At 31.7% G+C, this 25,097-nt stretch carries 21 protein-coding genes; 16 read left to right on the forward strand and 5 right to left on the reverse strand.

All coding sequences use genetic code 11. The features are described from left to right. The first annotated feature begins 31 nt into the window (after nt 1-31). From DZ60_RS0110735 to pdxH, 5 genes are all read left to right on the forward strand, one after another. The gene (locus tag DZ60_RS0110735; protein WP_025742078.1) at nt 32-961 is read left to right on the forward strand and encodes an aspartate carbamoyltransferase catalytic subunit; all 930 of its coding nucleotides are present in this window, start codon (nt 32-34) and stop codon (nt 959-961) included. Between the two features lie 3 nt (nt 962-964). After that, nucleotides 965-1,297, forward strand: coding sequence for a hypothetical protein (locus DZ60_RS0110740; protein WP_025742079.1), 333 nt, complete (start codon nt 965-967; stop codon nt 1,295-1,297). A gap of 51 nt (nt 1,298-1,348) precedes the next feature. Continuing rightward, nucleotides 1,349-1,807, forward strand: coding sequence for a thioredoxin family protein (locus tag DZ60_RS0110745; RefSeq protein WP_025742080.1), 459 nt, complete (start codon nt 1,349-1,351; stop codon nt 1,805-1,807). A gap of 55 nt (nt 1,808-1,862) precedes the next feature. After that, entirely contained in the window at nt 1,863-2,768 is a 906-nt protein-coding gene (locus DZ60_RS0110750; RefSeq protein ID WP_025742081.1) for a ribonuclease Z, read from the forward strand. A gap of 72 nt (nt 2,769-2,840) precedes the next feature. After that, nucleotides 2,841-3,485: a pyridoxamine 5'-phosphate oxidase gene (pdxH, locus tag DZ60_RS0110755; RefSeq protein ID WP_025742082.1), complete on the forward strand. Its 645-nt coding sequence runs from the start codon at nt 2,841-2,843 to the stop codon at nt 3,483-3,485. Between the two features lie 71 nt (nt 3,486-3,556). Here the strand turns inward: pdxH and DZ60_RS0110760 are convergent, their stop codons facing one another. Next, a complete protein-coding gene (locus DZ60_RS0110760; protein WP_025742083.1) occupies nt 3,557-5,746 on the reverse strand; it encodes an OmpA family protein in 2,190 nt (729 codons plus the stop codon). A 396-nt stretch (nt 5,747-6,142) separates the two neighbouring features. On the opposite strand from DZ60_RS0110760, the gene DZ60_RS0110765 reads away from it, so the two are divergent. The 11 genes from DZ60_RS0110765 to DZ60_RS0110815 all read left to right on the forward strand — a co-directional run bounded on the left by DZ60_RS0110765 (nt 6,143) and on the right by DZ60_RS0110815 (nt 20,172). Next, a complete protein-coding gene (locus tag DZ60_RS0110765) occupies nt 6,143-6,628 on the forward strand; it encodes a SixA phosphatase family protein (RefSeq protein ID WP_025742084.1) in 486 nt (161 codons plus the stop codon). Beyond that, the gene (ppk1, locus tag DZ60_RS0110770) at nt 6,628-8,733 is read left to right on the forward strand and encodes a polyphosphate kinase 1 (protein WP_034229423.1); all 2,106 of its coding nucleotides are present in this window, start codon (nt 6,628-6,630) and stop codon (nt 8,731-8,733) included. The genes DZ60_RS0110765 and ppk1 overlap by 1 nt, the downstream gene beginning before the upstream one ends. 5 nt (nt 8,734-8,738) lie before the next feature. Continuing rightward, on the forward strand, nt 8,739-9,641 hold the full coding sequence (locus tag DZ60_RS0110775) for a Ppx/GppA phosphatase family protein (protein ID WP_025742086.1): 903 nt from the start codon (nt 8,739-8,741) through the stop codon (nt 9,639-9,641). Nucleotides 9,642-9,769: 128 nt separating this feature from the next. Continuing rightward, a complete protein-coding gene (locus DZ60_RS0110780; protein WP_025742087.1) occupies nt 9,770-10,324 on the forward strand; it encodes a porin family protein in 555 nt (184 codons plus the stop codon). Nucleotides 10,325-10,513: 189 nt separating this feature from the next. After that, nucleotides 10,514-11,413 carry a 1,4-dihydroxy-2-naphthoate octaprenyltransferase gene (gene menA, locus DZ60_RS0110785; protein ID WP_025742088.1) on the forward strand — a complete coding sequence of 300 codons (900 nt, stop codon included), beginning with the start codon at nt 10,514-10,516 and terminating at the stop codon, nt 11,411-11,413. Between the two features lie 91 nt (nt 11,414-11,504). Then, entirely contained in the window at nt 11,505-12,185 is a 681-nt protein-coding gene (locus tag DZ60_RS0110790) for a metal-dependent hydrolase (protein WP_025742089.1), read from the forward strand. After that, nucleotides 12,185-13,225, forward strand: a complete 1,041-nt coding sequence (locus DZ60_RS0110795; RefSeq protein ID WP_025742090.1) for an o-succinylbenzoate synthase — start codon at nt 12,185-12,187, stop codon at nt 13,223-13,225. Before DZ60_RS0110790 ends, DZ60_RS0110795 begins: the two co-directional genes overlap by 1 nt. Before the next feature lie 10 nt (nt 13,226-13,235). Continuing rightward, a complete protein-coding gene (locus DZ60_RS0110800; protein ID WP_025742091.1) occupies nt 13,236-14,147 on the forward strand; it encodes a CPBP family intramembrane glutamic endopeptidase in 912 nt (303 codons plus the stop codon). Nucleotides 14,148-14,217: 70 nt separating this feature from the next. Continuing rightward, nucleotides 14,218-15,327: an AMP-binding protein gene (locus DZ60_RS0110805; protein WP_025742092.1), complete on the forward strand. Its 1,110-nt coding sequence runs from the start codon at nt 14,218-14,220 to the stop codon at nt 15,325-15,327. 344 nt (nt 15,328-15,671) lie between these two features. Continuing rightward, nucleotides 15,672-17,912: a TonB-dependent receptor plug domain-containing protein gene (locus DZ60_RS0110810; protein WP_025742093.1), complete on the forward strand. Its 2,241-nt coding sequence runs from the start codon at nt 15,672-15,674 to the stop codon at nt 17,910-17,912. 142 nt (nt 17,913-18,054) lie between these two features. Next, nucleotides 18,055-20,172, forward strand: a complete 2,118-nt coding sequence (locus tag DZ60_RS0110815; RefSeq protein WP_025742094.1) for a VWA domain-containing protein — start codon at nt 18,055-18,057, stop codon at nt 20,170-20,172. Between the two features lie 93 nt (nt 20,173-20,265). Here DZ60_RS0110815 and DZ60_RS22915 read toward each other — a convergent pair whose 3' ends face one another. The 4 genes from DZ60_RS22915 to DZ60_RS0110835 form a co-directional block, all read right to left on the reverse strand. Next, nucleotides 20,266-21,570 (reverse strand): OmpA family protein, encoded by a 1,305-nt coding sequence (locus tag DZ60_RS22915; protein ID WP_025742095.1) that lies wholly within the window; start codon nt 21,568-21,570, stop codon nt 20,266-20,268. A 34-nt stretch (nt 21,571-21,604) separates the two neighbouring features. Continuing rightward, nucleotides 21,605-22,318: a TapB family protein gene (locus tag DZ60_RS0110825; RefSeq protein WP_025742096.1), complete on the reverse strand. Its 714-nt coding sequence runs from the start codon at nt 22,316-22,318 to the stop codon at nt 21,605-21,607. A gap of 174 nt (nt 22,319-22,492) precedes the next feature. Then, nucleotides 22,493-23,242: a LytR/AlgR family response regulator transcription factor gene (locus tag DZ60_RS0110830; RefSeq protein WP_025742097.1), complete on the reverse strand. Its 750-nt coding sequence runs from the start codon at nt 23,240-23,242 to the stop codon at nt 22,493-22,495. Nucleotides 23,243-23,256: 14 nt separating this feature from the next. Further along, nucleotides 23,257-25,092, reverse strand: coding sequence for a tetratricopeptide repeat-containing sensor histidine kinase (locus DZ60_RS0110835; protein WP_025742098.1), 1,836 nt, complete (start codon nt 25,090-25,092; stop codon nt 23,257-23,259). Nucleotides 25,093-25,097 lie beyond the last annotated feature (5 nt).

Below are 25,097 nucleotides of genomic sequence, written 5' to 3' on the forward strand. Positions count from 1 at the left end.
AAGTAGTAAAATTTTAAACTAAACTTAAAAAATGAGCGAATTAAGTGTTGACCACTTACTAGGAATAAAATATCTAAATGAAAATGATATTAATTTAATATTTGAAACGGCCGATCACTTTAAAGAAGTCATTAATCGTCCTATCAAGAAAGTTCCGTCGCTAAGGGATATTACTATTGCTAATCTTTTTTTTGAAAATAGTACAAGAACAAGACTGTCTTTTGAGTTGGCAGAGAAAAGGCTTTCGGCAGACGTGATTAATTTTTCTGCGGCATCATCATCAGTAAAAAAAGGAGAAACCCTTATAGATACAGTCAATAATATTCTTTCGATGAAAGTAGATATGGTTGTGATGAGACACCCTAATCCAGGTTCTGGTGTGTTTTTATCAAAACATGTAGATGCTAAGATTATTAATGCTGGTGATGGAGCGCATGAACATCCTACTCAGGCATTATTAGATTCTTATTCGATACGAGAGCGATTAGGAGAAGTCGCAGGAAAAAAAGTAGTTATTGTAGGTGATATTTTGCATTCAAGAGTAGCACTGTCGAATATCTTTGCGCTAAAACTGCAGGGAGCAGAGGTTACAGTTTGTGGTCCTAAAACTTTAATTCCTAGGTATATACATAAATTAGGTGTAAAGGTAGAGACAGATCTAAAAAAAGCATTAAATTGGTGTGATATAGCAAATATGTTGCGTGTACAAAATGAGAGAATGGAGATTAGTTATTTTCCTTCTACCAGAGAATACACCCAGCAGTATGGAGTAAATAAAAAATTATTGGATAGTCTTGATAAAGAGATCGTAATAATGCACCCCGGACCCATCAATCGTGGAGTAGAAATCACAAGTGATGTGGCTGATTCTAAACAAGCCATTATATTGGATCAGGTACAGAATGGGGTAGCAGTAAGAATGGCTGTGATATATCTTTTAGCTTCAAAAATTAAACGATAACATATGATTTTTAATAAAGAGGGTACTACAACTATAATTACACAAGAAAAAACTACAATAATTCAATTTGTAGAAAAACTAGAAAAGAAATATGAATCTCTAAAAAATGATAATATCATTATTAATTTGTTTTCACTGAAACAAATTTCTGTTGCCGATGTCAATGAATTTCTTAGAATATCAAACAAACATAAAGCAGAAAATCATTCTTTTGTAATTGTAACAAATAAGGTTTCTTATGAAGAGGTTCCTGATAGTATAAGTATTGTGCCCACATTGCAAGAGGCATATGACTTAGTAGAAATGGAAGAGATCGAAAGGGATCTGGGATTCTAAATTATGATGAATGTGTGTAAGGATTAGTGCTATTTTTCGTCTTAACTTATTATGAACCCAAAAGTACTATTAGTCCAAGTTATTCTTTCAATATTTTTTTGCTATACCGCTGTAGCTCAAGATTGGAAATATGATTTTGAAGAAGCTGTCTTATTAGCTCAAAAAAATGAAAAAAATATAGTTTTGCTCTTTACAGGATCTGATTGGTGTCCTCCTTGTATTAAGTTAGAGAAAAATATTTTATCCTCGGATGAGTTTTTATCTTATGCAGAACAAAATTTTATTTGGGTAAAAGCTGATTTTCCGCGTAGAAAAAAGAATAAGCTCTCAGAGATTCAACAAAAGAAAAATGAGGCATTAGCGAATAGATATAATAAGAAATGGAGGTTTCCGGTTATTTTGGTGCTCAATCAGGAGGGACAAGTTATGGGAGCGACCGGATATAGGAGAGATCTTACTGTAAAAGGATATATTTCCCTGTTAACTCAATTTAATTCATTCGAAAATTAAAAAAATATATAATTACAACGGGTGGGTGTCATCTGTCAAATAAAGATAAGAAAAATTGAAACTTACAATTTTGGGTTGCTATTCTGCAACTCCCAGAACATTTACCAACCCAACTTCACAAGTATTAGAAATAAACAATCATATTTTTTTAATTGATTGCGGAGAAGGTACTCAAGTAGAGTTGAGAAGGAATAAAATAAGATTTTCTCGCATCAAGCATATATTTATTTCTCATTTGCATGGCGATCATTTTTTTGGGCTAATTGGTTTAGTATCTACTTTTAATTTACTTAATAGAGATGTTCCACTTCATATTCATGGTCCCAAAGGAATAAAAGAAGCCATTACATTACAGTTAAAACTTTCTAATTCTTGGACCGATTATTTAATTCACTTTCATGAACTCACAAGTTCTGATTCTGAGGTTGTTTATGAAGACGATACTATATGTGTCACTACAATACCGTTGCAACACAGGATATATTGTAATGGTTTTTTATTTCAAGAAAAACCTGGGGATAGAAAACTGTTAATTAATAAGGTTTTAAGGTATAATATAGATAAGGCCTATTATCGCTCTATAAAAAAGGGAAAAGATGTTGTCTTAGATGATGGCACTATTGTTCCTAATAAAGAGCTTACGGGTCCTCCTAAGCCCGTACAAAGTTATGCTTACTGTAGTGATACAAAGTATGATGAGGAAAAAGTGAGTCAAATCAATAATGTTACTGTTTTGTATCACGAATCTACATTTCTAGAAAGCCATAAACATCTTTGTCAAAAAACAGGACATAGCTCTGCAATTGAAGCGGCGACTATTGCAAAAAAAGCAAATGTGGGAACTCTTATTCTTGGGCATTATTCGACCAGGTATGATAATATAAAGTTGTTTAAGGATGAAGCCAAAACAGTTTTTGATCAAGTAGAGGTGGCGGATGATGGTAAAGTTTTTCAGTTCTAAAATTATTAAAATCTTATATAATCAATTATATTAGTTACTAGAAAAAGTAAGTTGCATTTTTAATTTGTTACTATGGATAAAGACTTAACGTCATATCGAAAATCGTATGAGAAAAATTTTCTAAATGAAGAAAATCTTCCGGATTCTCCGTTTTTTCTTTTTTCTAGTTGGTTCAAGGAAGTTGAAGAAACTGGGGGAGTTGAAGAGGTTAATGCGATGACTGTTACAACTACTGGTCAGAATGGTTTTCCGAAAGCTCGTATTGTTTTATTGAAGCATTACGATGAAAATGGTTTTGTGTTTTATACAAACTATGATTCAGAAAAAGGTCAGGATATAGCACATAATAACAAAGTATGTATTTCTTTTTTTTGGCCAAATCTCGAAAGACAGGTGATTATTCGTGGAATTGTGAATAAGATTGATAAAAAATCAAGTATATCTTATTTTTTGTCTCGACCCCGAGGAAGTCAATTGGGAGCTTTGGTATCAGAACAGAGTAGCGTAATTGATTCTAGAGAAGTGTTGGAGGAGAGATTGGCATTATTAGTAAAAGAATATGAAAATAAAGAAATACCCATGCCAGATTCGTGGGGTGGATATTGTGTGCAGCCAGTTGATTTTGAATTTTGGCAAGGACGACCCAATAGACTACATGATCGAATTCGATTTTTGAATATCACTACTGGATGGAAAAAAGAAAGGTTGTCTCCTTGATAAATAAAATGATAAGGTGGTGTTTCTGAGTAAAATTAGATTTTCCTAGTGTAGTTTAGTTGTGGTGTAAATTACATGATTACAAAGCTAGAACGTCTGTTCTTTTGGTATTGCCCTTCAGAACAATTTTCTCCATCTTTACAATTATTAACAGGTCTACTTTCTCCAAATCCAACATAAGATAGAATTCGGTTTTTAGAAATATCTTTACTTATTAAATAGTTGTAAATAGATCGAGCTCTTTTTTGAGAAAGGCTTAGGTTGTATGTTTCTTCTCCGCGACTATCAGAATGTGTTTCTATTTTGATAACCATATTAGGATATTCTTCATTCATTACTTTTACCACACGATTTAGCTCAACTTCGGCTTTTTTAGTAATATCCCATTTATCAAAATCAAAATAAATCTCGTTTAGATTAATAAGATCATTAATCGTTTTTGTGGTTTTTGGGGTATTGTCATTCGAACTAACATCAGTATTAGGTGCTGTTGCGTCATAGTCCTCTGGAGAACCTATTCCTCCGCTTTTAGAGTTTGTAGAGGTATCTACATTATTCATATCACCAGGAATAATTGTGCTAAAGTTATTATCCATTCTTTTTTTAGGAATAGAGGCAAGTCTAATAGCATTAGGACAGTTCATCTCACTAATATCAATAGCAAGTTTAAACTGATAATAATCAGGTAAATTACACGAATTGATATGATTATATCCAGAAGAATATTTGATAGTCTCATTTAGCGTCCCTTTAAACTCAGAGGTAACTGGTTGATCAACAACTAGAATATCATCAATTGAGTTGATCGTTTCGCATGCCATATTAACGACAACGTTGTAGCTAATTTTGAAAGGTTCACTTCCTTTTTTCACCATCTTGTTAGGGATACTGAAGCTTAATGCTCTAGATGATTTTTCGAATTTTACCTTTATTTTTTTAGAAGGTAATTGTAAAGATTTTTCAGAAAAAGTAACATTCTTTGGAAGAATATCCTTTATGATTGTGTTTTTTGCATCATCATTGCCATCATTGTGTATGGTTAATTGATAGGTAATCTCTTCTTTTGGCGCCAAAACATCGTCAGGATGGATATAATGATCATTTGATGTGTACTTAGACCTTTTTAAAATATGTATTGCGGGTTCGTATATTTCTACACTAAATGCTACAGCCATTACAGAATACCCGTCATTATCGGTTAGTAATCTAAATTTTGCTTCCGTTTGATTGTTACCAATGATACTATTGCGAATATTTTTTATATTAAATAAATCTGCATCATACCCAAGTGTGTTTTGACTTGCAGGAACTCTTGAGGTAATATTTTTTCCGTTTTCTGTAATATTTGCATTAAAGAAGTTATTCATCGGATTAATACCATCAACAAGACTTTTATACTTATTAGTTTCATTAGACATTACTTGAAAACGGTCTCCTCTAATTCCCTTATCACCTTCGTAAGCAATAACTCCTATTTTTCCATTAACAGGTCCATTAGGTATTGTTTGAAAGTTATTAAAAGAAAATGCAACAGGTTTTGCTTTAGAATCTATATTAACAAATCCATCATATATATAAAATCGCTTTCTTGGTTTAGCATCATCTTCATAAATAACAACCATTGTCCAACCGCCAGCAAGTCCATTTCCTAAGGTTTGATCATTGTTAACAGCAGTAGTAGTAGCAGGAATATTAGCTACTGTATACGTCCCTAATGCTGACTTAAGATTCAATACATCTGCAGTTATGTCTTTATAACATGAATATTGCTTGAACAAAGATTCACTGTCATTATAATAATCATGAATTATCTGACCGTCAGAAATATTGGTATAGGTATTATGTCCAGGATATTTTATTTTTATTGAAGTGATATCGTGTTCACGATTTTCGTTGGCATAAGCTGCTGTCCAATACAAACCAACATGCTTTATTGCATTACAATCAGAAGAGATGGTAAGATCAGCGCTACTAGAATTAAAGGTAGATGGGTCATTATCAATATCAATAAATCCCATTTGAAATTGATTATTTAATCCACCATCATTATAACTCTTATTAGGGTTAAATTTTGCGGATCCATCATCATTCGAAACCTTTCCTAAAATAGTATTGGAAACAAACTTGAAATCACCTTTCAGAGTCAACTCCACCCTTTTATCTAAGGGTACCTCTACCTGTGCATATATACTTAGGAAACCAAAGCATAGCATTACGAGTAGGCTTACATTCTGAAACCAAATAAGGTCTCTCTTTTTCATAGTTACTTTTTCCACTTTTTTCTATATTAAAACCCTTACGATTTAATGATAATTTGTGCTCATCATGTTATGGGGAAACATTCTGATTTTGAGGGAAAACCGTATGTAAATTTATATTTTAACATTTACTTTTACACTAAAAAATTAATGTTTTCGATGTAAATACCGTTTTTATCGATTAAAACCGATTCGATATTGTGTTCATTTTCATTTGTTTAGGTGTGTTTGTTATGGTGTTTTAATAGGGTTTGCGTGTTTTTTCTGTTTTCAATAACTAAAAAAAATGTAGTTTTTTAATTTAAATTCCATTTTTATCTTCATATATAAAGATTTTTAAAAGTGAATCCTTAAACTTGTAGAAAATATTATTGAATTTACGCAAATTAGATATTCTTTATGAAAACTTTATATATGATGAGACATGCAAAATCTTCATGGGATTTTGATGTGCCAGATGATAAAAGACCACTTAATCAAAGGGGATTGAACGATGCAGATTTGATAGGAAAAGAGTTGGTTAGCCTAATAAAACCAATAGATAAGGTGTTGTGCAGCCCTGCTGAAAGAGCAATGAGCACTGCAGAAATAGTACTTAACCATCTTAATGTTAGTAAGGATAGGTTTGCTGTCGAAAATGAGCTTTATGATTTTGATGGTAATCAGGTTATGGATGTCGTTAAAAATTGTGATGATAGTATTCAAACGCTTATGATATTTGGTCATAATCATGCCTTTACCTCAATCACCAATTTTTTTGGAGATAAGCGGATAGATAACCTGCCAACTGCTGGATTTGTTGAGATAGCCTTCAATGTAGAACATTGGAAAAATATTTCTGTAGGAAAAACCTTATCGTTAATTTATCCAAAATTAGTGCGATAATGGTGAAAAATGTTAAAAATCAATACATTAATAGAGAACTAAGTTGGTTACAGTTCAATGGTAGAGTATTGCAAGAAGCTTCTGATGATACCGTGCCTCTTTTAGAAAGACTTCGGTTTATTGGAATATTCTCTAATAATCTAGATGAGTTTTTTAAAGTACGTTATGCTACTATTAAAAGGATTGACTTAGCAGGAAAAGATGGAAAAAATGTTCTTAAAGGAACGACAGCAAGTAATTTATTAGAAAAAATCACAAATATTGTCATTAAGCAACAAGCAGAAAGTCTTAAGATAATTGATACAATTAAGTCAAAGTTAGAAGATCACAATACTTTTATTATTGATGAGAATCAGGTGACTGAAGACCAAGATGCTTTTATTCGAAATTATTTTGTTACCAAAGTGAGTCCCGCTCTAGTAACTTATATACTTAACGATTTAGATAAATTTCCTCATCTTAAAGATAGCGTTGCATATTTGGCTGTTAAGTTGGTGCTTAAAGAAAAGATTCCCAAAGAAGGAAGAATTTCTAAAATTTTGCAACAAACGACAAAAGAAAAAATATATGCTTTAATAGAGATTCCTAAAAATACAGACAGATTTGTTGTACTTCCCGAAAAGGATGGTAAACAATTTATCATCATGCTTGATGATTTGATACGATATTGCATGCATATTAACTTCAGTATTTTTGATTATTTAGAAGCATCTGCGCATATGATTAAAATTACCAGAGATGCACAATTAGATTTTGATAATGACCTTAGTAAAAGTTTCATTCAAAAAATTTCAAGTAGTGTAAAATCCAGAAGAGACGGAGAACCTGTTAGATTTGTTTATGACAAAACGATAGAAAAAGATACACTTGATTTTTTAATGGAAAAAATGGGCATTCATAATACGGATAGTATTATCCCGGGAGGTCGATATCACAACCGTAGGGATTACATGAATTTTCCGGATTTAGGGTATCCAGATCTTGTTTATCAACAAATAAAACCATTGCCAATAGTTGGTTTGGTTTTGCAAGGTAGTCTTTTGGACAAAATTGCTCGAAAAGACTTTTTGCAATATACACCTTATCATACCTTTTCTTATACAGTAAAATTCTTGAGAGAATCGGCAATTGACCCAAAGGTAAAAAGTATTAAAATTACCATCTATAGATTAGCCAGTATTTCGCATATTGCAAGTTCTCTTATCAATGCGGCAAAAAATGGAAAAAGAGTGACTGTCGAAATAGAGTTACAGGCCCGTTTTGATGAAGCAGCAAATATTCGATATGCAGAAAAAATGCAAAGAGAAGGAGTAAACCTAATTTTTGGCGTTACTGGATTAAAAGTGCATTGTAAAGCTTGTGTTATAGAAAGAGAAGAAAAGGGGAAATTGAAAAGATATGGATTTATTAGTACAGGTAACTTTAATGAATCTACTGCTAAGTTTTACACCGATTATACATTGTTTACTACAAATGAAGCAATCCTAAAAGAAACAAATCGAGTATTTAAGTTTTTCGAAACAAATTATAAAATAAATCGTTATAAGCATTTGCTTGTTTCTCCGCATTACACAAGATCCTCTTTGGTTAAATTAATTGATAAGGAGATTAAAAATGTTAAAGAAGGGGGAATAGGTGGTATTCGACTAAAATTGAATAGCCTGAGTGATTATGATATGATTGACAAATTATATGAAGCAAGTCGTGCAGGTGTGAAAATAGACCTTATTGTAAGAGGAATTTGTTGTTTGGTTCCCGGAATACCAGGAATGAGTGAAAATATTAAGGCAATTAGTATTGTAGATAAATTTCTTGAACATCCAAGATTGTTAATTTTTGAAAACGGTGGAGATCCCAAAGTATATATATCATCGGCCGACTGGATGACTCGTAACCTTGATAGGAGGGTAGAAATATCATGTCCTATTTATGATCAAGATATCAAAAAGGAATTAATGGATACCTTTGATATTTGTTGGAATGATAATGTAAAAGGTAGAATACTTTCAGAAAATCAAGAAAATACGTACATTAAAAATGATAAAGAGAAAGTTAGATCACAAGTTGCAACATATGATTATTATTTAAAAAAACTAGGAAATTAATTATTTTGTTAAGTATAGAGAAATATGGAGCCATTGATATAGGATCCAACGCAGTACGATTGTTGATAAGTAGTATTCATGAAGAGGAGGGAAAAACTACCCGATTTAAGAAAACTAGCCTGGTACGTGTACCTATACGTCTGGGAGCTGATGTTTTTAAAACCAAACGGGTTTCTGAGGAGAATATAACAAGGATGGTTGATGCCATGCAAGCTTATCAACTTTTGATGAAAACACATAGAGTTGTTAGGTACAAAGCTTGTGCCACTTCGGCTATGAGAGAAGCCGAAAACGGAAAAGAATTGGTGCAACTTATAAAAGATAAAACCGGGATAAATATTGACATAATTGACGGTAAAGCAGAAGCAGCAATTATTGCAATGACAGACCTACAAGAGTTGATTAATACCGATGCAACATACTTATATGTTGATGTAGGAGGAGGGAGTACAGAGTTTACATTATATCATAATGGAGAAACAATTGACTCAAAATCATTTAAATTGGGTACAGTTCGTCTTCTTAATAATCTAGTATCAGAACAAGTCTGGAAAAGTGTAGAGAATTGGATTAAAAAATATACTGAAATTTACCCAAGGATTGCACTTATCGGATCTGGAGGAAATATTAATAATATTTTCAAAAATAGCGGAACCAGAACAGGAAAACCTTTATCATTTTTGTATTTGAGTTCGTATTACCAATTGCTTAACTCATTAACCTATGAAGAAAGAATTTGGCAACTCAAACTCAATCAAGATCGATCCGATGTTATTGTACCTGCTACAAGAATTTATCTCTCTGCGATGAAATGGAGTAATGCAAGAGAGATTTTTGTGCCTAAAATAGGATTGTCTGATGGTATAATTAAATCACTGTATAACGAAAAACTCAATAATCAAGGGTGAAAATGTATTTTACCGATGATTAATGGTTTTTAGTCGATTTTTTAACAGTAGTGGCTTCTATTAAATGTCTAATATTTTTTAAAATCATTAAATTGTGTTAAATTCGGCTGTAACCAAATCTAAAAATAATGAAAAGAAAAGTACTTTGTATTGCAATTCTATTGATTTTAGGAACCGTAGTTTCATCTGCTCAAGAGGCATCGTATGGAGTAAGGATAGGAGCTAATTTTAGTTCTATTAGTTCTGATGATATTCCTGAAGATCTAGAGGATAGTAGACTTGGTATTGTGGTAGGTTTTCTAGCTGAATATCCAATAAACGAAAAATTTAGTATTCAACCAGAATTCCAATTTTCTTCTCTAGGTAATGATGATGAAACATTACGAGTAGATTACCTTCAATTACCTATATTTTTGAAGTATAATCTTTCAGAAATGTTCAATATTCATGTAGGTCCTCAAGCGGGTCTAAAAATATGGGAATGGGAGGATAATCAAGGACTTGAAGCCAATTTTGAAACATTCAATTTTGCTGCTGTTGCAGGCATAGGTGTTAATATTACAGAAAATTTCTTTGCGGATTTGCGTTACGGTTTTGGGATATCTAATATTATAGATGATGAATTAACAGATGTAGAAGGAAATACACGAAATATTCAACTTTCTGTGGGATATAAATTGTAACATTCATACACAGATAAGATGCACTCTAGATGTGACCAATTTACTCGTTATTCCATGTAATAATGAAAATACTATTGTAATTTTTTGTTTTGGATTTCTTCCAAAGTTTACTTGAATTAATAAATTTATACATTTTATTTCTTTGTTTTTATTAAAAATACAGTTCCTTTGATTTTCAAAAGTAAATAAATGTTCAAAATAAAAACTTGGATCTCAGCTGCACGTCTAAGAACCTTGCCTCTATCAATTTCGGGGATATTAGTAGGCTCTTCATTGGGCAATCATGACTTTCTTAAAACCGCAATTTTTTGGTTAGCTATTGCCACAACATTAGGGCTGCAGATATTATCTAATTTTGCAAATGATTATGGTGATGGTGTCAAAGGAACAGATAATGACGACAGAGTAGGGCCACAAAGAGCCATACAAAGTGGAGCGATTTCTAGAAAAGCAATGCTCAACGGAATCGTTGCTACCGCTATTATTACACTATGTTCCGCTGTACTTTTGATTTATGTTTCTTTCAAAGAAAATGATTTTTTTTATTCCGTTTTTTATTTTTTTCTAGGATTATCTGCGATTGTAGCCGCGATGAAATATACAATGGGAACTTCTGCTTATGGATATAAGGGATTGGGTGATGTTTTTGTGTTTATTTTTTTTGGATTAGTGAGTGTAGTAGGGTGTTTTTTTCTTTTTACAAAGCGACTAGATATGCTAATTTTTCTTCCGGCGATTTCTATTGGGGTATTAAGCACAGCAGTTTTAAATCTTAATAATATGAGAGATTACCACAGTGATAAGAAAGTTGGTAAAAATACATTAGTGGTCAAATTAGGACTACCGCTTGCACGTATATATCATTATTCTTTATTGATTGTTGGTATGTTATCTATGACTATTTATCTTTTTATAACGTACAAGAGTCTAATAAATTTAGTGTTCTTAATCGCTTTTATTCCTTTGATAATACATATAAAAAAAGTGGTGTATACAAAGGATACCGCATTATTTGATCCAGAACTTAAAAAAGTAGCTTTAACAACCTTTTTACTGTCTATTTTGTTTAGTTTGAGCGAGATTTTATAATTTAGTAAAGATATCCCAAAAGTTTTTTACAAAATAAAGTATGTACTTAAAAACAAATTTTCACGAATCAACTTATAACTTTCTCTAAAAAATGAAGATTACATTTTACGGCCAAAATTCATTATTGCTAGAAATCAACGATTTTTCTATTCTTGTAGACCCTTTTATCTCCGGAAATCCGTTGTCAAAAGATAAAATTAATATTGATACAATTAAGGCAGACTATATTTTATTGACACATGCACATCAAGATCATGTATTAGACGCAGAAGCTATCGCCAAAAATACCAAAGCTACTATTGTTTCTAATTATGAAATAGCTATGCATTATCAAAATCTTGGTATTACAGTGCATCCTATGAATATTGGTGGCGTTTGGGATTTTGAATTTGGAAAGGTAAAATATGTGAATGCAATTCATACGAGTAGTTTTGCTGACGGAAGTAATGGTGGACAGCCAGGAGGTTTTGTAATTAAAACAACCGAAAAAACTATATATATCGCAGGAGATACAGCATTAACTATGGATATGAAATTGATCCCCATGAGTTACGATATTGACTTGGCAATTTTACCCATAGGAGATAATTTTACGATGGGGGTAGAGGATGCAATTATTGCTAGTAATTTTGTTGAATGCGATAAGGTTTTAGGAGTTCATTATGACACCTTTGGTTATATAGAAATAAATCATAAAGAAGCAAAGGAGAAATTCTCTCAGAGTAATAAAGAATTGGTGTTATTGGATATAGGAGAGCACATAGAATTATAATGAAAGCAAAATATTGTAAGCACATTTTAGAATTCAAAAAACCAAGTGGCACATCAAGAGGGGTTTTAAAAACTAAAGAAACTTGGTTTATCGTTATAAATGATGGGGCTCGACAAGGGATAGGTGAATGTGGTATTTTAAGAACACTGAGTGTCGATGATCGTCCAGATTATGAAGACATGTTAAAGTGGGTTTGCAATAATATTCATCTGGGAACCACTAAGCTTTGGCACGAGCTTAAAGAATTTCCTAGTATTCAATTTGGAGTAGAGATGGCATTTAAATCTCTAGAAAGCGACACTCCTTTCTTATTATTTCCATCATTATTTACTCAAGGAAAAGAAGCGATTACAATTAATGGCTTAATTTGGATGGGAGAAAGAGAATTTATGAAGGAGCAAATTATTAATAAACTCGATCAGGGATTTGATTGTATAAAGATGAAAATCGGAGCAATAGACTTTGCTGCCGAACTAGAATTACTGTCCTATATTAGGTCTCAATTTGATGCTGATACCATTGAGTTAAGAGTTGATGCAAATGGAGCTTTTACTCCAGAGTCTGCATTAGATAAACTAAAGAGCCTTTCAGCTTTTAATCTCCATAGTATTGAGCAACCTATTCGACAGGGACAACATCATGAAATGGCAAGATTATGTTCAGAAACACCATTGCCCATCGCACTCGATGAAGAATTAATAGGTGTTTTTGATGTAGCGCACAAAAAACAATTATTGAAAACCATACAACCACAATATATTATTCTGAAACCTAGTTTAATAGGTGGTTTTAGAGGAACAAGACAATGGATCGAGGTTGCAGAGTCGTTAGGCATACAATGGTGGATTACTAGTGCTTTAGAAAGTAATGTGGGACTTAATGCAATAGTACAATTTACATATACATTGCAAAACTCAATGCCACAAGGCTTAGGAACAGGAGGATTATATACCAATAATATTGATTCTCCTCTAAAGGTGCAACAGGGGACTTTATTGTATGAACAAGGAAAAGAATGGAGCACTAATTTTTTAAATTAAAAGTAATACTATGTATATAGCACAAGGAAGAGATGGAGAATTAGGAATGTGGAAGTATTTACCCATTCCTATAGCATTCATTGGATTAATGGGGTTAAATTTTCTGTTGTCACAGGCTCTAAATATGGATGTGGCCGCCATAATGGCCGAAGAAATTAGCAAGAAAGGAAAAAATAGATTTTTTATCGAGAATATGATCATTTTCGTATTTCTATTGGCAGGATTGTTTTTTTGGGTACGGTATGTACACCGACAATCGCTTTTATCTCTAACTACAAGTAGAAAAAAAGTAGACTGGAGTAGGTTTTTCTTTATATTCTTGGTTATGTCAGCGTTCATTGTAATATCCACTTTGATTTCTTATTATAGTGATCCAAATAGTGTACGACTTAATTTTGATCTGATCCCTTTTTTAATTCTATTGAGTATAGCTATCTTATTGGTTCCTATACAAACAAGTTTTGAAGAATACCTGTTTAGAGGATATTTGATGCAAGGATTAGGGTTGGCTACCAAAAATAAATGGATGCCCTTACTAATAACATCCATAGTTTTCGGAGTTATGCATGCTGCCAATCCTGAAGTAGAAAAAATAGGACCCATCCTTATGGTATATTATATAGGAACGGGATTATTTTTGGGAATAATAACCTTAATGGATGAAGGACTAGAACTTGCCCTAGGTTTTCATGCAGCCAATAATTTAATAACTGTATTACTAGTAACTTCTGATTGGACGGCGCTTCAGACAGATTCTATATTTATTGATACTTCAGATCCTAGTGGCGGCTATGAAATCGTATTGCCGGTGTTAATTGTTTTTCCGATCTTTCTTTTCATATTATCGAAAAAATACAAATGGACCGGCTGGAGGGATAAGTTGCTAGGAACATTACCTCCGAAGCAAACACTAAATAATTGATAACAAAACAATAAAGTACTTTTTACATAAGCGTAACCTTGAAGTATGTAAGAACATAGAAATTTGAAACATGCAAACAAAAAGTACATTTTCTATTCCCGAGATACACCCATTTTTCTCAATAAATAAGAACACATTTGATAGAGAAGAATTGAAGTATTTTGCCTACGGGTGTATAAAAAATGGAGAAGTGTACGAGCAGGAGGTAGGACATTTTTTATTAGATTGGTTAAATGATAAGGATTATATAGTAGTAAAAACATCTGGCTCTACAGGGAAACCAAAAAGTATAAAAGTGTTTAAGCAGCACATGGTAAACAGTGCAAAGTCTACAGGAAAGTTTTTTAAAATAGAAGAAGGAACGACCGCATTATTATGCTTGCCGGCTAATTATATAGCAGGTAAGATGATGCTCGTTCGGGCAATAATTCTCGGTTGGAAAATAGATATAGTACCACCCAGAATGAATCCACTGGATACCGTGTACAAGCAATATGATTTTTGTGCAATGGTTCCTTTGCAATTAGATAATTCAATAAATAGACTTCATTTAGTGAAAAAAATGATTGTCGGAGGAGGCAGTATATCCGAAAATTTAAAAGAGCTAACTCAAGGTATTAAAACAAAAATATTCGAAACATACGGTATGACAGAAACAGTATCTCATATTGCCGCTAGACGAATCAACCCAAAGAAAAAAGATAAAAAAGACAGTGGTTTTTTTAAGGCTTTGCCCAATATTACTCTTAGTATAGATAAAAGAAATTGTCTAATTATAAAAGCACCACAGCTTAACAAGGATACCATTATTACTAATGATGTAGTCGATCTTAAGACCTACAAAAAGTTTTTATGGAAAGGTAGATATGATAATGTAATTAATAGTGGAGGCATTAAGTTATATCCAGAAGAAATAGAAACTAAATTACAACTGCTCATAGGGCATCGATTTTTTATTGCAGGTATACCCGATGATGCATATGGTAATAAACTAGTATTAGTAGTAGAACGTAGTTATGACAAAATTGCTTACTTGGCATTAAAAGACGGAATACAAAACCTAAAAACCTTGAATAAGTACGAAGTGCCTAAAGAAATTTATTTTGTTCCTCAATTTATTGAAACCGATAACGAAAAGGTGCAAAGAACAAAAACTTTAGAATTGGTCAAAGCCATATAACCCTATTTGATCATTTATTCTATGAATTCTTACAAACCTAGCTATAGAGGACACGTATTTTTAATAATTCTATGTCGTTACATAGATACTATATATTCAAATCAGAATTCTACAAGGAAAAAGCTTTTACAGGGATGAATAAAAATCATAGATGATCTGCATCAATGATTTTAGGATTTAATTGATTTTCTATTCCTTAAAAGATATCTGTGTACTATTGTTATTTCATATCGTACTCATCAAAAAACGTTAAAAAATTAGGTAACATTTTAGTATGTTATTACATTAAAAAAGTTTTTAAAAATATTAATTGGCGCTAAAGCGCTGTTTTTTTATCTAAAATTATGAGTAAATATTTTTTTATACTAATTGCCCTTCTTTTTTTAAGTACTGCCATTAAAAGTAGTGCTCAAACAAACGAACAAGAAATTATTATTTATTGGGATGCTTCTTTGTCGCAAAATGCTAAGAATGTTACTAAAGAAATTCATTTTTTAGATGCTTACTTTGCCAAATACCCTAATTGCAAAGTAGATTTAGTCATTTTCAATACAAAAATAATTAGTAATAATAGTTTTAATATAGTTTCTTCTAATTGGAATTTATTAAGAGAAAAACTAGAGAAAGTAACATATCATGGTGGTTCTGATTTTGCTTTAATTAATACAGATATATCTAAGGAAATGTTACTTCTTTTTACAGATGGCCAGGAAAACTTTAATACGTTTGAGGCAAGTTTATATAGTCCAAGAATTATTACAATTAGTAGTTCGACTGATATTGATAAGAAATTTCTATATCAAACGGCTTTTTATAATCGGGGATATTATGTAAACTTACTTGATACAGATGTTGAAGTTGCGATAAAAGCAATTGATACAAGAGTTAGGATGCCAAAATTAGAGTTTGTACAAACAAAAAATGACGATGGGACGAAAAAATATGTACATGGTATTGTCATTGATGAATTCGGAAACCCACTGCCAAATGTGACTGTTTCAGTACATAAAAAAAATAAAAACACCTTGACAGATCAAAAAGGAGCATATACAATTGCAGCAGATCAAGGAGATTTGTTGACTTTTAGTTCTTTGAATATGGAAAAAGTTCTTATCGAGGTAACCAAAGAAGAGGTTATTAATATCGAAATGGTTACTCTCGTTAATGAACTTGGTCCCGCTATAGTTACCTCAAAGAAAAATGTTGATGATGAAATAGTACAAGTGGGAAAATTAAATGTCAATAAAAGATCATTGGGTTATGCGGTTCAATCCATTAATGAAGATCAGATACAAGGAGATTCAAAATTAAGTTTGGGAGAATCTATTTCAGGAAAATTTGCTGGCGTAATGGTTGGAGGTAGTGGTAACGCTGGTCAAATGATTATAAGAGGAATTAATTCTATTAAATTAAGCAGCCATCCTTTTTTTATAGTCGATGGCATTGCATTACCACAAAGTGGTAAATGGAATAAGGCGGACTATAGTTTTTTGAATCCTGGCAATATTGAAGAAATAAAAATTCTAAAAGGATTGGCGGCAACAAATCAATATGGATCTGTTGGTCGCAATGGCGTAGTATTAATAACAACAAAACAATCAAAAAATAATATTTTTTCTACCCCTCAATCAAATAATGAAGAAAATACAGAGATAGAATATAAGATTTTCGCGGGTTCATTAAAGGCTTTACAAAAGAATACGTCTAGTTTTAAAACGATACTTCAAAAGTTTTCTGACCCAAAGGAATCATATGCAGAATATCTTAATATGCTTCAATACAACAAAAATAACATTAGCTTTTTTATAGAAAGTTCTGACTACTTTTTTACTTTGGGGGAAAATGAATTGGGGTGGGAAATTTTATCTAATCTTGCTGAACTATTTCCTAACGATACATCTGTACTTAAAGTTTTGGCATTCAATTTAGAAAAACACAAACTATTCGATAAAGCCCAGTATGTTTATAGGAGAATTATCTCAATTTTACCCTCGATGTCTCAATCCTATTTGGACCTTGCAAATAATTTATTCGACGCAAAAGAATACCAAAAATCTATCAACTCATTCAATAAAATAACAAACGGTGATATTGAAGAAGTACCTTCATTTAATGGGTTAAACGGACAAATAAAAAATGATTTTAAAGATATATTAAGAAATCGTAATCAGAAATGGAATCTTAAAAAAGTGGATCCTAGTTACTTTGTTACACCTAAATATAAACTGAGAGTAGTAACAGAATGGACCCATCCTCAAACAGCGTTTAATATGCAATTTATAAATTCTAAAAAACAATATTTCGTTCGCACACACAATCAGATAGACAATAAAGAAAAACTAAACAAAGAAATTGCAGAGGGTTTTACATCAGATGAATATGTATCGGCCGATATCGAATCAGGTACATGGTATCTTAATATCACTACGCCCAATACATATAAGCCAGACGTTAAATATCCTAAATTTTTAAAAATAAAAGTGTTTACACAATTTGGTTCGTCGAATCAAAAGTTAAAAACACATATTGTTAACTTAGACAAAATTACAAACGGTAGTATCATAACTTCTTTTACTATTCAATAAGGAGTTTTGTGTTTTTAATCTATTTTTTTAATAAACTACCTGATTTTATACACTCACTCATTAGAAAGCAGCAATCCCTAATTGTTTATTGTAGTCTCTAAGCATATAATATAGTTTTGATTCATAATAAAAACCATTGATTATGAGAAGACTATATTTTTTTACTTTAATGATACTTACCACAATAGTATCGATTGCTCAGGAACAGCAAATAGAAGTTACAGGGACAGTGACAGATGATAAGAATTACCCTTTACCAGGCGTGTCTGTACAAATAAAAGGTACAAGTACAGGAGTTACGACAGATTTTTACGGAAAATATACGTTAAAGGCTAGGCTTGACAATATATTAGTTTTTAAATATCTAGGCTTTGCTACTACAGAAAGAAAAATAGATAGTAAATCAACAGTTATTGACGTTATATTGATTTCTTCTGTAGCTACATTAGATGAAGTTGTAGTTACTGGGTATGGCGTAGCCAAAAAAAGTTATGTAACAGGTTCTATTTCTAAAATATCAACTACAAAGTTAAGAAGGTCCTCAAGACGGAAAACAAAAAGTAATACATCAATCGATAAAAAATTACGAGGAAGAGTTGCTGGGGTACATGTATCTAGGCCTACTGAAAATATAAAAATTAGAGGTATTGCTTCTGTTAATAAAAATAAGGATCCTTTGTATATCGTAGATGGAAAACCTATTGCGAGCAAAGATATTTCTATTGTAAAAGCTATAGACCCCTCAAAAATTGCGAATATAGAGGTTCTAAAAGACATAAATGCTAGTGCTATTTATGGTGCTAGAGCGGGTAATGGTTGCGTTGTTATTAGCACGCATTCAGGAAATTTTTCTATAGAAAATAGTGAGTCTTATAAAGAAATTACCGAAAACAATTTTGAGAGAACATCTGCATCTCCACTCTCTACTTTTTCTGTAGATGTAGATAAAGCTTCTTATAGTAATGTACGTCGAATGATTAATAATGGCGAGAAAATTCCTGCAGCTGCTGTGAAGATTGAAGAAATGGTTAACTATTTTGATTATGAATATGAACAACCTATAGGAGAGCATCCTTTTGCGATACATACTGAGCAGGCAGTAACTCCATGGAATGAAAACACGCAATTGGTAAAAATAGGATTGAAAGGAAAAGAAATCTCTCATCAAGAAATCCCCGCATCGAATCTTGTTTTTTTGATTGATGTGTCTGGTTCTATGGGAAATAGTAATAAGTTACCATTGCTTAAGAATGCTTTTAAACTCCTTGTTAATCAATTAAGAGAAAAAGACAAAATTTCTATTGTTGTATATGCCGGTGCAGCAGGAGTTGTATTAGAGCCAACATCTGGAGCTAATAAACAAACTATTATTGAGGCACTACAAAATTTGAATGCAGGGGGGTCTACAGCAGGAGGTGAAGGAATAGAGTTAGCCTACAAAATAGCTAAACAGAATTTTATTAAGGATGGAAATAACAGAGTTATACTCGCAACAGATGGAGATTTTAACGTTGGTATGAGTACTGACAAAGAGATGAAGGAATTGATAGAGGAAAAACGAAAGTCGGGTGTGTTTTTAACATGTTTAGGTTTCGGAATGGGAAATTATAAAGATGATATGCTCGAAACATTAGCGGATAAGGGAAATGGAAATCATGCTTATATCGATACAATGCAGGAGGCACAAAGAATACTGGGTAAAGAATTTGGAGGAACTTTATATACCATTGCTAAAGATGTAAAGATTCAAGTAGAATTTAACCCTTCAAAAGTGCAAGCATATCGATTGATCGGGTACGAAAATAGAATGTTAGAAGATGAAGATTTTATTGATGATACCAAAGATGCAGGAGAGTTAGGGAGTGGTCATACCGTTACTGCGTTGTATGAGGTAATTCCTGTAGGGGTAAAGAGTAAATATGTAAAAGAAGTAGCAGATTTAAAATACACCAAAAACAAAGTGAGTACCCTATATGGAGATGAGTTATTAACTGTAAAATTTAGGTATAAAAAACCGCAAAAAAGTAAAAGCATAGAAATTATTCATGTTCATAAAAATGCGAATAATACGGTTGGTTCTCAGGATTTTAATTTTGCCGCATCGGTTGCTTGGTTTGGTATGAAGTTAAGAAATTCAGAATATATTTCTAATTCTAATTTAGACAATATTATTTCTCTCGCCAAAGCTAATAAAACAAAAGATGATCAAGGATATAGAGCAGAATTCTTGAGATTACTAAACAGTTATCAGGGGATTTAGAATGATATATAAGTTATTGTAAGATTGTCTTAAAATCGTTTATGTATAAATCAAACAGGAGATAATACTATCCCCTGTTTGATTTATTTTGACTTAACTTCTCACAAACTCAACCCTTCGGTTATTGGCTTTTTCAATAGGGGAAATATTTTTGTTAAGAGGTTGATTTTCTCCTTTACCTTCTGTAGTGAGTCTTTTTTTGTTGATACCTCGAGCTACTAATTCCTTTCTAACCGCTTCGGCTCTTTGTTGTGATAATGCAAGATTAGAACTAGTATCACCATCACTATCAGTATGACCAATAATAGTAAAATTCCACTCTGGGTGATCAGTCATCATATCCGCCAATTTTTTGATAATACCAGAAGACTGTGGTTGTATATTTGCTTTGCCACTATCAAATAAAATTCCGTTGGTGACATAACGGCCATCTGTACTAATTCGTTGATATACTGATCCACCACCTTGGGCAAACTTGATATTTTTAATAGTCATCTTGGCATCATCTTTTCCTTTTGAATATAAATAAAACTGAGAAGGGTTAAATTTGAGTTGCGGAATATTTAATAATTTATGTTCATCGATATATAACTTGAAATTGTTGTTTTTAAAGGCTAGGGCCACATGATGCCAACCTACTGGGGTAGAAAGTTTGTCTCTGCTAATACTACCACTATATTTAGCCCCCATCGCAACTTTTATTATTCCATTAGAGAATTGTATGTCTACTTTTCCTCCATCATTGTTAGCTCTTTTCTCTATGCCATCTCCATCAAGATAAGTCTCATAGTAAATCGATGATTTTTCTGAAATATCATGAAAACCTATTTGCCAACTTTGATGTATGTTTTTATAAAACTGCTCATCAAAATAAACATCAAATTCTATAGTAGTATATCCATCTATATAATCTTTTTTGGTAATTAGAGGAAAAATTGCAGTGCCATAGTGAGCAGTTTTGAATTGAATAATTTTTTCGGTATTTAGTTTGGCAATTTCAGAATTCCCAAAAGCAAGGTCCCATTTAGAGGGGAATTCACCATATTCTTCAAATTTTAAATCATCATAGAAAAATATGTGATCTGCACTAAAAAAATCATATTTATTCCATAAAATTGAAGATGTTTCGTTTTTAGAATCTACTATTTCCTCTTTTTTTCTTGAATCAGTTTCTGGTTCATTCTTGCTTCCTATTACTGCTGTATCTTTCTCTTTCTTTTTTTTCTTCTTTTTGGTCTTGTTAAGTATATCATCGGCAGTGTTATCAATAGTTTTATCAACCTCTTGATTAATTTTACTATTAATTTTATCTTTTATTTTATTAAAAAATTGTGCTTCTGCAGTTTGTATATTGGTAAAAATTATAAGTACAAGTATTGTAAATATTCCCCTTTTCATTTGTGATTGTAAGTTTTTTAGTTGAGATCCCTAATTATAAATCTGTCAATTCATGATAACCGATTAGTTTTCCTTTTTTTGTGTAGGATTCTGAACGTACTACGACCACATTTTTGTAATACCATTCGACTCCAGATCCTTTTATATTCAAGATTCCGAATTTTGACGCAAAATCAAAAGTTACTTTTTGACAGTTGAATGTACCCGCAGGAGTAGTAATTGATTCCTCTCCTATAATCTTGCGATTAAACACATCAAATGTGAGTGTTACAAGTGTAAAAGTGTCTTCTTCATTATTTACTTTAACGGTAATAGTGCCGTCATTTAGAATGTCTCCAGGTTTCATTGAATAGGGGAATTCTAAGACATCTCCGTCGATTTTGAGATTAAGATTATTCTTACTTTGTTCTGATAGTTTTCCCATATCAAAAAAACGAAGCATATCTAAACTAAATAGACCATCCTTACAATGCGCTCTGTAGTTGGTATTAAATGTTTCTTTTCCCCGTTCGTCAAATAGGGTAGCCTTGATTTGGGCAGAAATACCATTATTGGTACTCGAAACATTTATCGTTTCATGTTTTGTACTTCCTTTTTTCTTGCCTTTTTTATTATAATCTGTATATGTTAGGATTGTTCCTTCATTCATAAATGGTGCTGCATTGCAGTCTTGAGCGGTACAAATACTACCAGAAAGAAAAAGTAGTCCAAAAACGATGATCGATTGTATTCTTTTTTTAATTTTCATTTTTTGTCTGATGATATAATCCATAATTGATAACGAAATAGGGTATCGAATTAACTGGATTAATAAGGTTTTAAATAGTTTTACTAACTAAAGTAGCTGTATTACAAGTAAAATTTTTGGTAAATAAGAATTTGCAGTGGTTTTTTTAGAAATCAAAGGCGTTTTCTAAGAATTTTAAAAAAGAGTGTCTATGTATTTGATAAGTTCTTTTTTTCGACTTTGCGCTACAGGAATGGCGTGGGTGTGTAAAAGTATAATTTCTTCATTACGCTTATCGTAGGATGATATTTGGTTGAGGTTAATCAAATAACTCTGATGCACTCTTAAGAAATTGTAATTAGAAAGTTGTTTCTCAAAGGATTTGAGAGGCTTAGATACTAATATTTCTTTTCCGGAAGCAATAAGAAAAGTGGTGTAATTATTATCAGATTTTGCATAAATAATGTCACTAATGTCTATAACATTAATTGCATCTGCGTTTTTGAGAACTATTTTTTTTGAGGGAGTAGTAGTCGAAACATTTTGAAGTAAGGTTTGTAATTGCAATTGATAATTCTCTGATTTAATTTCTTTAGTCACTTTTTCTAATCCAAGACATAAATCTTTTTCTTCATATGGTTTCAATAAATAATCAAGAGCACAGAATTTAAAAGCATCTACGGCATATTTTGCATACGAAGTTGTAAATATGATCTTAAAATTAATTTCTTCAAAAAGTGCTAAAAATTCGAACGCATTTCCATCTTTTAGAAACACATCTAGAATCAAAAAATCAGGAGACAGTTTTTTTATTAAATCAGCAGACTCCTTGATAGAATCAGAACTACCAATGATTTTGATTTGGTGATGTTTTGATACAATAGAATGAGCATAGTCTAATGCTTGAGGATCATCTTCTACAATAAAGCATGTAATTTTATCCATACTACTAGAATGTATTAGGTATTTGTAAAAGTTAGCATTACTGTAGTTCCTGTAGAAGAAGAATCAGTAGAAATTTCTCCTGTAAAACCTTTTGAAGATTTATTTAGATTTTTTAACTGTTCTTTTATTATTGACATGCTCATAGACGTATGCAATCTATTAGAATTGCTCGTATTGACTTCATAACCTTTCCCATTATCCTTAATAGTTACATACAGGGCATTATTTTTTTTATAGTACTTTACAGCTATTATGCCATCTGGATTATTTTTTAGACCGTGTAATACTGCATTTTCTACAAAAGGTTGAGTAATTAGATTGGGTAATATATCAAAATCTTCACTTACGGTAGGATCGATATCTATAAAATATGTGAACGAATTATCATGATTGAGCTGCTGTAGTCTAAGATAGGATTCTAATGCAATTCTATCATCAGCAATTGTTGTAAAATTATCATCAGACTTCTCTAACACCAATCGAATTAATTTAGAATAACTTGCAAGATATGAACTTGACTTTTCTTTATTGTTTTTATAAATAAAATTCTGAATACTCTGCAAAGCATTAAATAAGAAATGCGGATTCAACTGTGTTTTTCGTAGTTTTTGTTGAAGTAATAATGTATTTAATTGTTGTTTTGTTTTGTAATTTTTGAACCAAAAATATCCTAAAATCGCTAGTAAAATGACAAATACGGATAAAATACCAAGGATATAATTTTGCTGTTTTATGGTTAATGCTTGTATCTCTTTTTGTGCATCTAACACATTAATTTGTTGTTGTTTTTTTTCGGATTCGAATTGCTCAGTAAGCTCAGTTACTTTTTCTTTTTGTTTGGCGTCTGTAATTGAATCCTTTACCTTATTCATGATATCAGCATAGTGAATAGCCTTTTTATATTCGTGTAATCCTACATGTGCTTCTTTTAGATTATTATAAATGTAAGCCCTTAATAACCCCTGAGATCCTGGTAGCGCACTATCAAGATATTTGAGAGCCATATTGTGTTCTTTTTTTTTAAGATAACAATGCGCTATATTATTGTAGCTTACACTAAGGTTATTCGTTTGATTCAATTCTTTTTTTAGTGCGATCGCTTTTTTTCCGTAATTAATGGCGAGATCTTCATTAGCGTTTTCATTGCTATAGTGTGTGGATAGATTATTATAGATGACTGCCAATACATGCTTAGAATTATACTTGAGCGCTAATTCCTCTGCAACTTTAGTATTGTCTATATATTTTTTGTAAAGTTTTTGTTCTGTATAAATAGTACTTAAATTAACCAAAATCTGTAATTTCAGAATTTCGTTAAAATCACTAATCGACAATGCTCTTTCTAGGTATAGTTGTGCATTTTTAAAGTTTTTTAGTGTGGCGTTTATAGCACCTATATTTGAGTAGGTGTTTACAAGTTGTTTCGTGTCATTGGTTTGTTCTAGAATTTTGGCTGCTTTAAGATACATGCTTAGCGCATCTGCATACGCTTGTTTGTAATACAAAATAGTACCGATATTGTGCCACGTTTGTCCTTCAATATGTTTAGGAAGTGTTTTGTTAAGATTATTTCTAAGTAATGAATCTGCTTTAGCAAACTGCTTTTTTAGAATCAGAACACTACTTTTTTGCAAATAGGATTTTGCAATTAGTGTATCATTCTTTATGGATTGTGATAATTTTTGCGCTTGATTAGAGAAAAAAAGTGCACTATCAATATCTTTTTGAAGATATTCTCTTGACCATTGTATGTTTTGTTCAATAATTTGAGGAGTATCAAGATTTGATTGTCCCTGTATTTTAATATTACTAACTAAAAATATACCTACGAATACGTAAAATATTTTCATATACT

Origin of the sequence: Aquimarina pacifica, from assembly GCF_000520955.1 — a bacterium.
GTDB classification, from domain to species: domain Bacteria; phylum Bacteroidota; class Bacteroidia; order Flavobacteriales; family Flavobacteriaceae; genus Aquimarina; species Aquimarina pacifica.

Bases quoted from the DNA above. Each gene is read 5' to 3' on its own strand.
- DZ60_RS0110800 (WP_025742091.1), top strand. From the start codon at position 13,236: ATGTATATAGCACAAGGAAGAGATGGAGAATTAGGAATGTGGAAGTAT.
- DZ60_RS0110805 (WP_025742092.1), top strand. From the start codon at position 14,218: ATGCAAACAAAAAGTACATTTTCTATTCCCGAGATACACCCATTTTTC.
- DZ60_RS0110795 (WP_025742090.1), top strand. From the start codon at position 12,185: ATGAAAGCAAAATATTGTAAGCACATTTTAGAATTCAAAAAACCAAGT.
- DZ60_RS0110780 (WP_025742087.1), top strand. From the start codon at position 9,770: ATGAAAAGAAAAGTACTTTGTATTGCAATTCTATTGATTTTAGGAACC.
- DZ60_RS0110790 (WP_025742089.1), top strand. From the start codon at position 11,505: ATGAAGATTACATTTTACGGCCAAAATTCATTATTGCTAGAAATCAAC.
- DZ60_RS0110740 (WP_025742079.1), top strand. From the start codon at position 965: ATGATTTTTAATAAAGAGGGTACTACAACTATAATTACACAAGAAAAA.
- ppk1 (WP_034229423.1), top strand. From the start codon at position 6,628: ATGGTGAAAAATGTTAAAAATCAATACATTAATAGAGAACTAAGTTGG.
- DZ60_RS0110735 (WP_025742078.1), top strand. From the start codon at position 32: ATGAGCGAATTAAGTGTTGACCACTTACTAGGAATAAAATATCTAAAT.
- DZ60_RS0110760 (WP_025742083.1), bottom strand. From the start codon at position 5,746: ATGAAAAAGAGAGACCTTATTTGGTTTCAGAATGTAAGCCTACTCGTA.
- DZ60_RS0110815 (WP_025742094.1), top strand. From the start codon at position 18,055: ATGAGAAGACTATATTTTTTTACTTTAATGATACTTACCACAATAGTA.
- DZ60_RS0110835 (WP_025742098.1), bottom strand. From the start codon at position 25,092: ATGAAAATATTTTACGTATTCGTAGGTATATTTTTAGTTAGTAATATT.
- DZ60_RS22915 (WP_025742095.1), bottom strand. From the start codon at position 21,570: ATGAAAAGGGGAATATTTACAATACTTGTACTTATAATTTTTACCAAT.
- DZ60_RS0110825 (WP_025742096.1), bottom strand. From the start codon at position 22,318: ATGAAAATTAAAAAAAGAATACAATCGATCATCGTTTTTGGACTACTT.
- DZ60_RS0110765 (WP_025742084.1), top strand. From the start codon at position 6,143: ATGAAAACTTTATATATGATGAGACATGCAAAATCTTCATGGGATTTT.
- DZ60_RS0110810 (WP_025742093.1), top strand. From the start codon at position 15,672: ATGAGTAAATATTTTTTTATACTAATTGCCCTTCTTTTTTTAAGTACT.
- pdxH (WP_025742082.1), top strand. From the start codon at position 2,841: ATGGATAAAGACTTAACGTCATATCGAAAATCGTATGAGAAAAATTTT.
- DZ60_RS0110830 (WP_025742097.1), bottom strand. From the start codon at position 23,242: ATGGATAAAATTACATGCTTTATTGTAGAAGATGATCCTCAAGCATTA.
- DZ60_RS0110745 (WP_025742080.1), top strand. From the start codon at position 1,349: ATGAACCCAAAAGTACTATTAGTCCAAGTTATTCTTTCAATATTTTTT.
- menA (WP_025742088.1), top strand. From the start codon at position 10,514: ATGTTCAAAATAAAAACTTGGATCTCAGCTGCACGTCTAAGAACCTTG.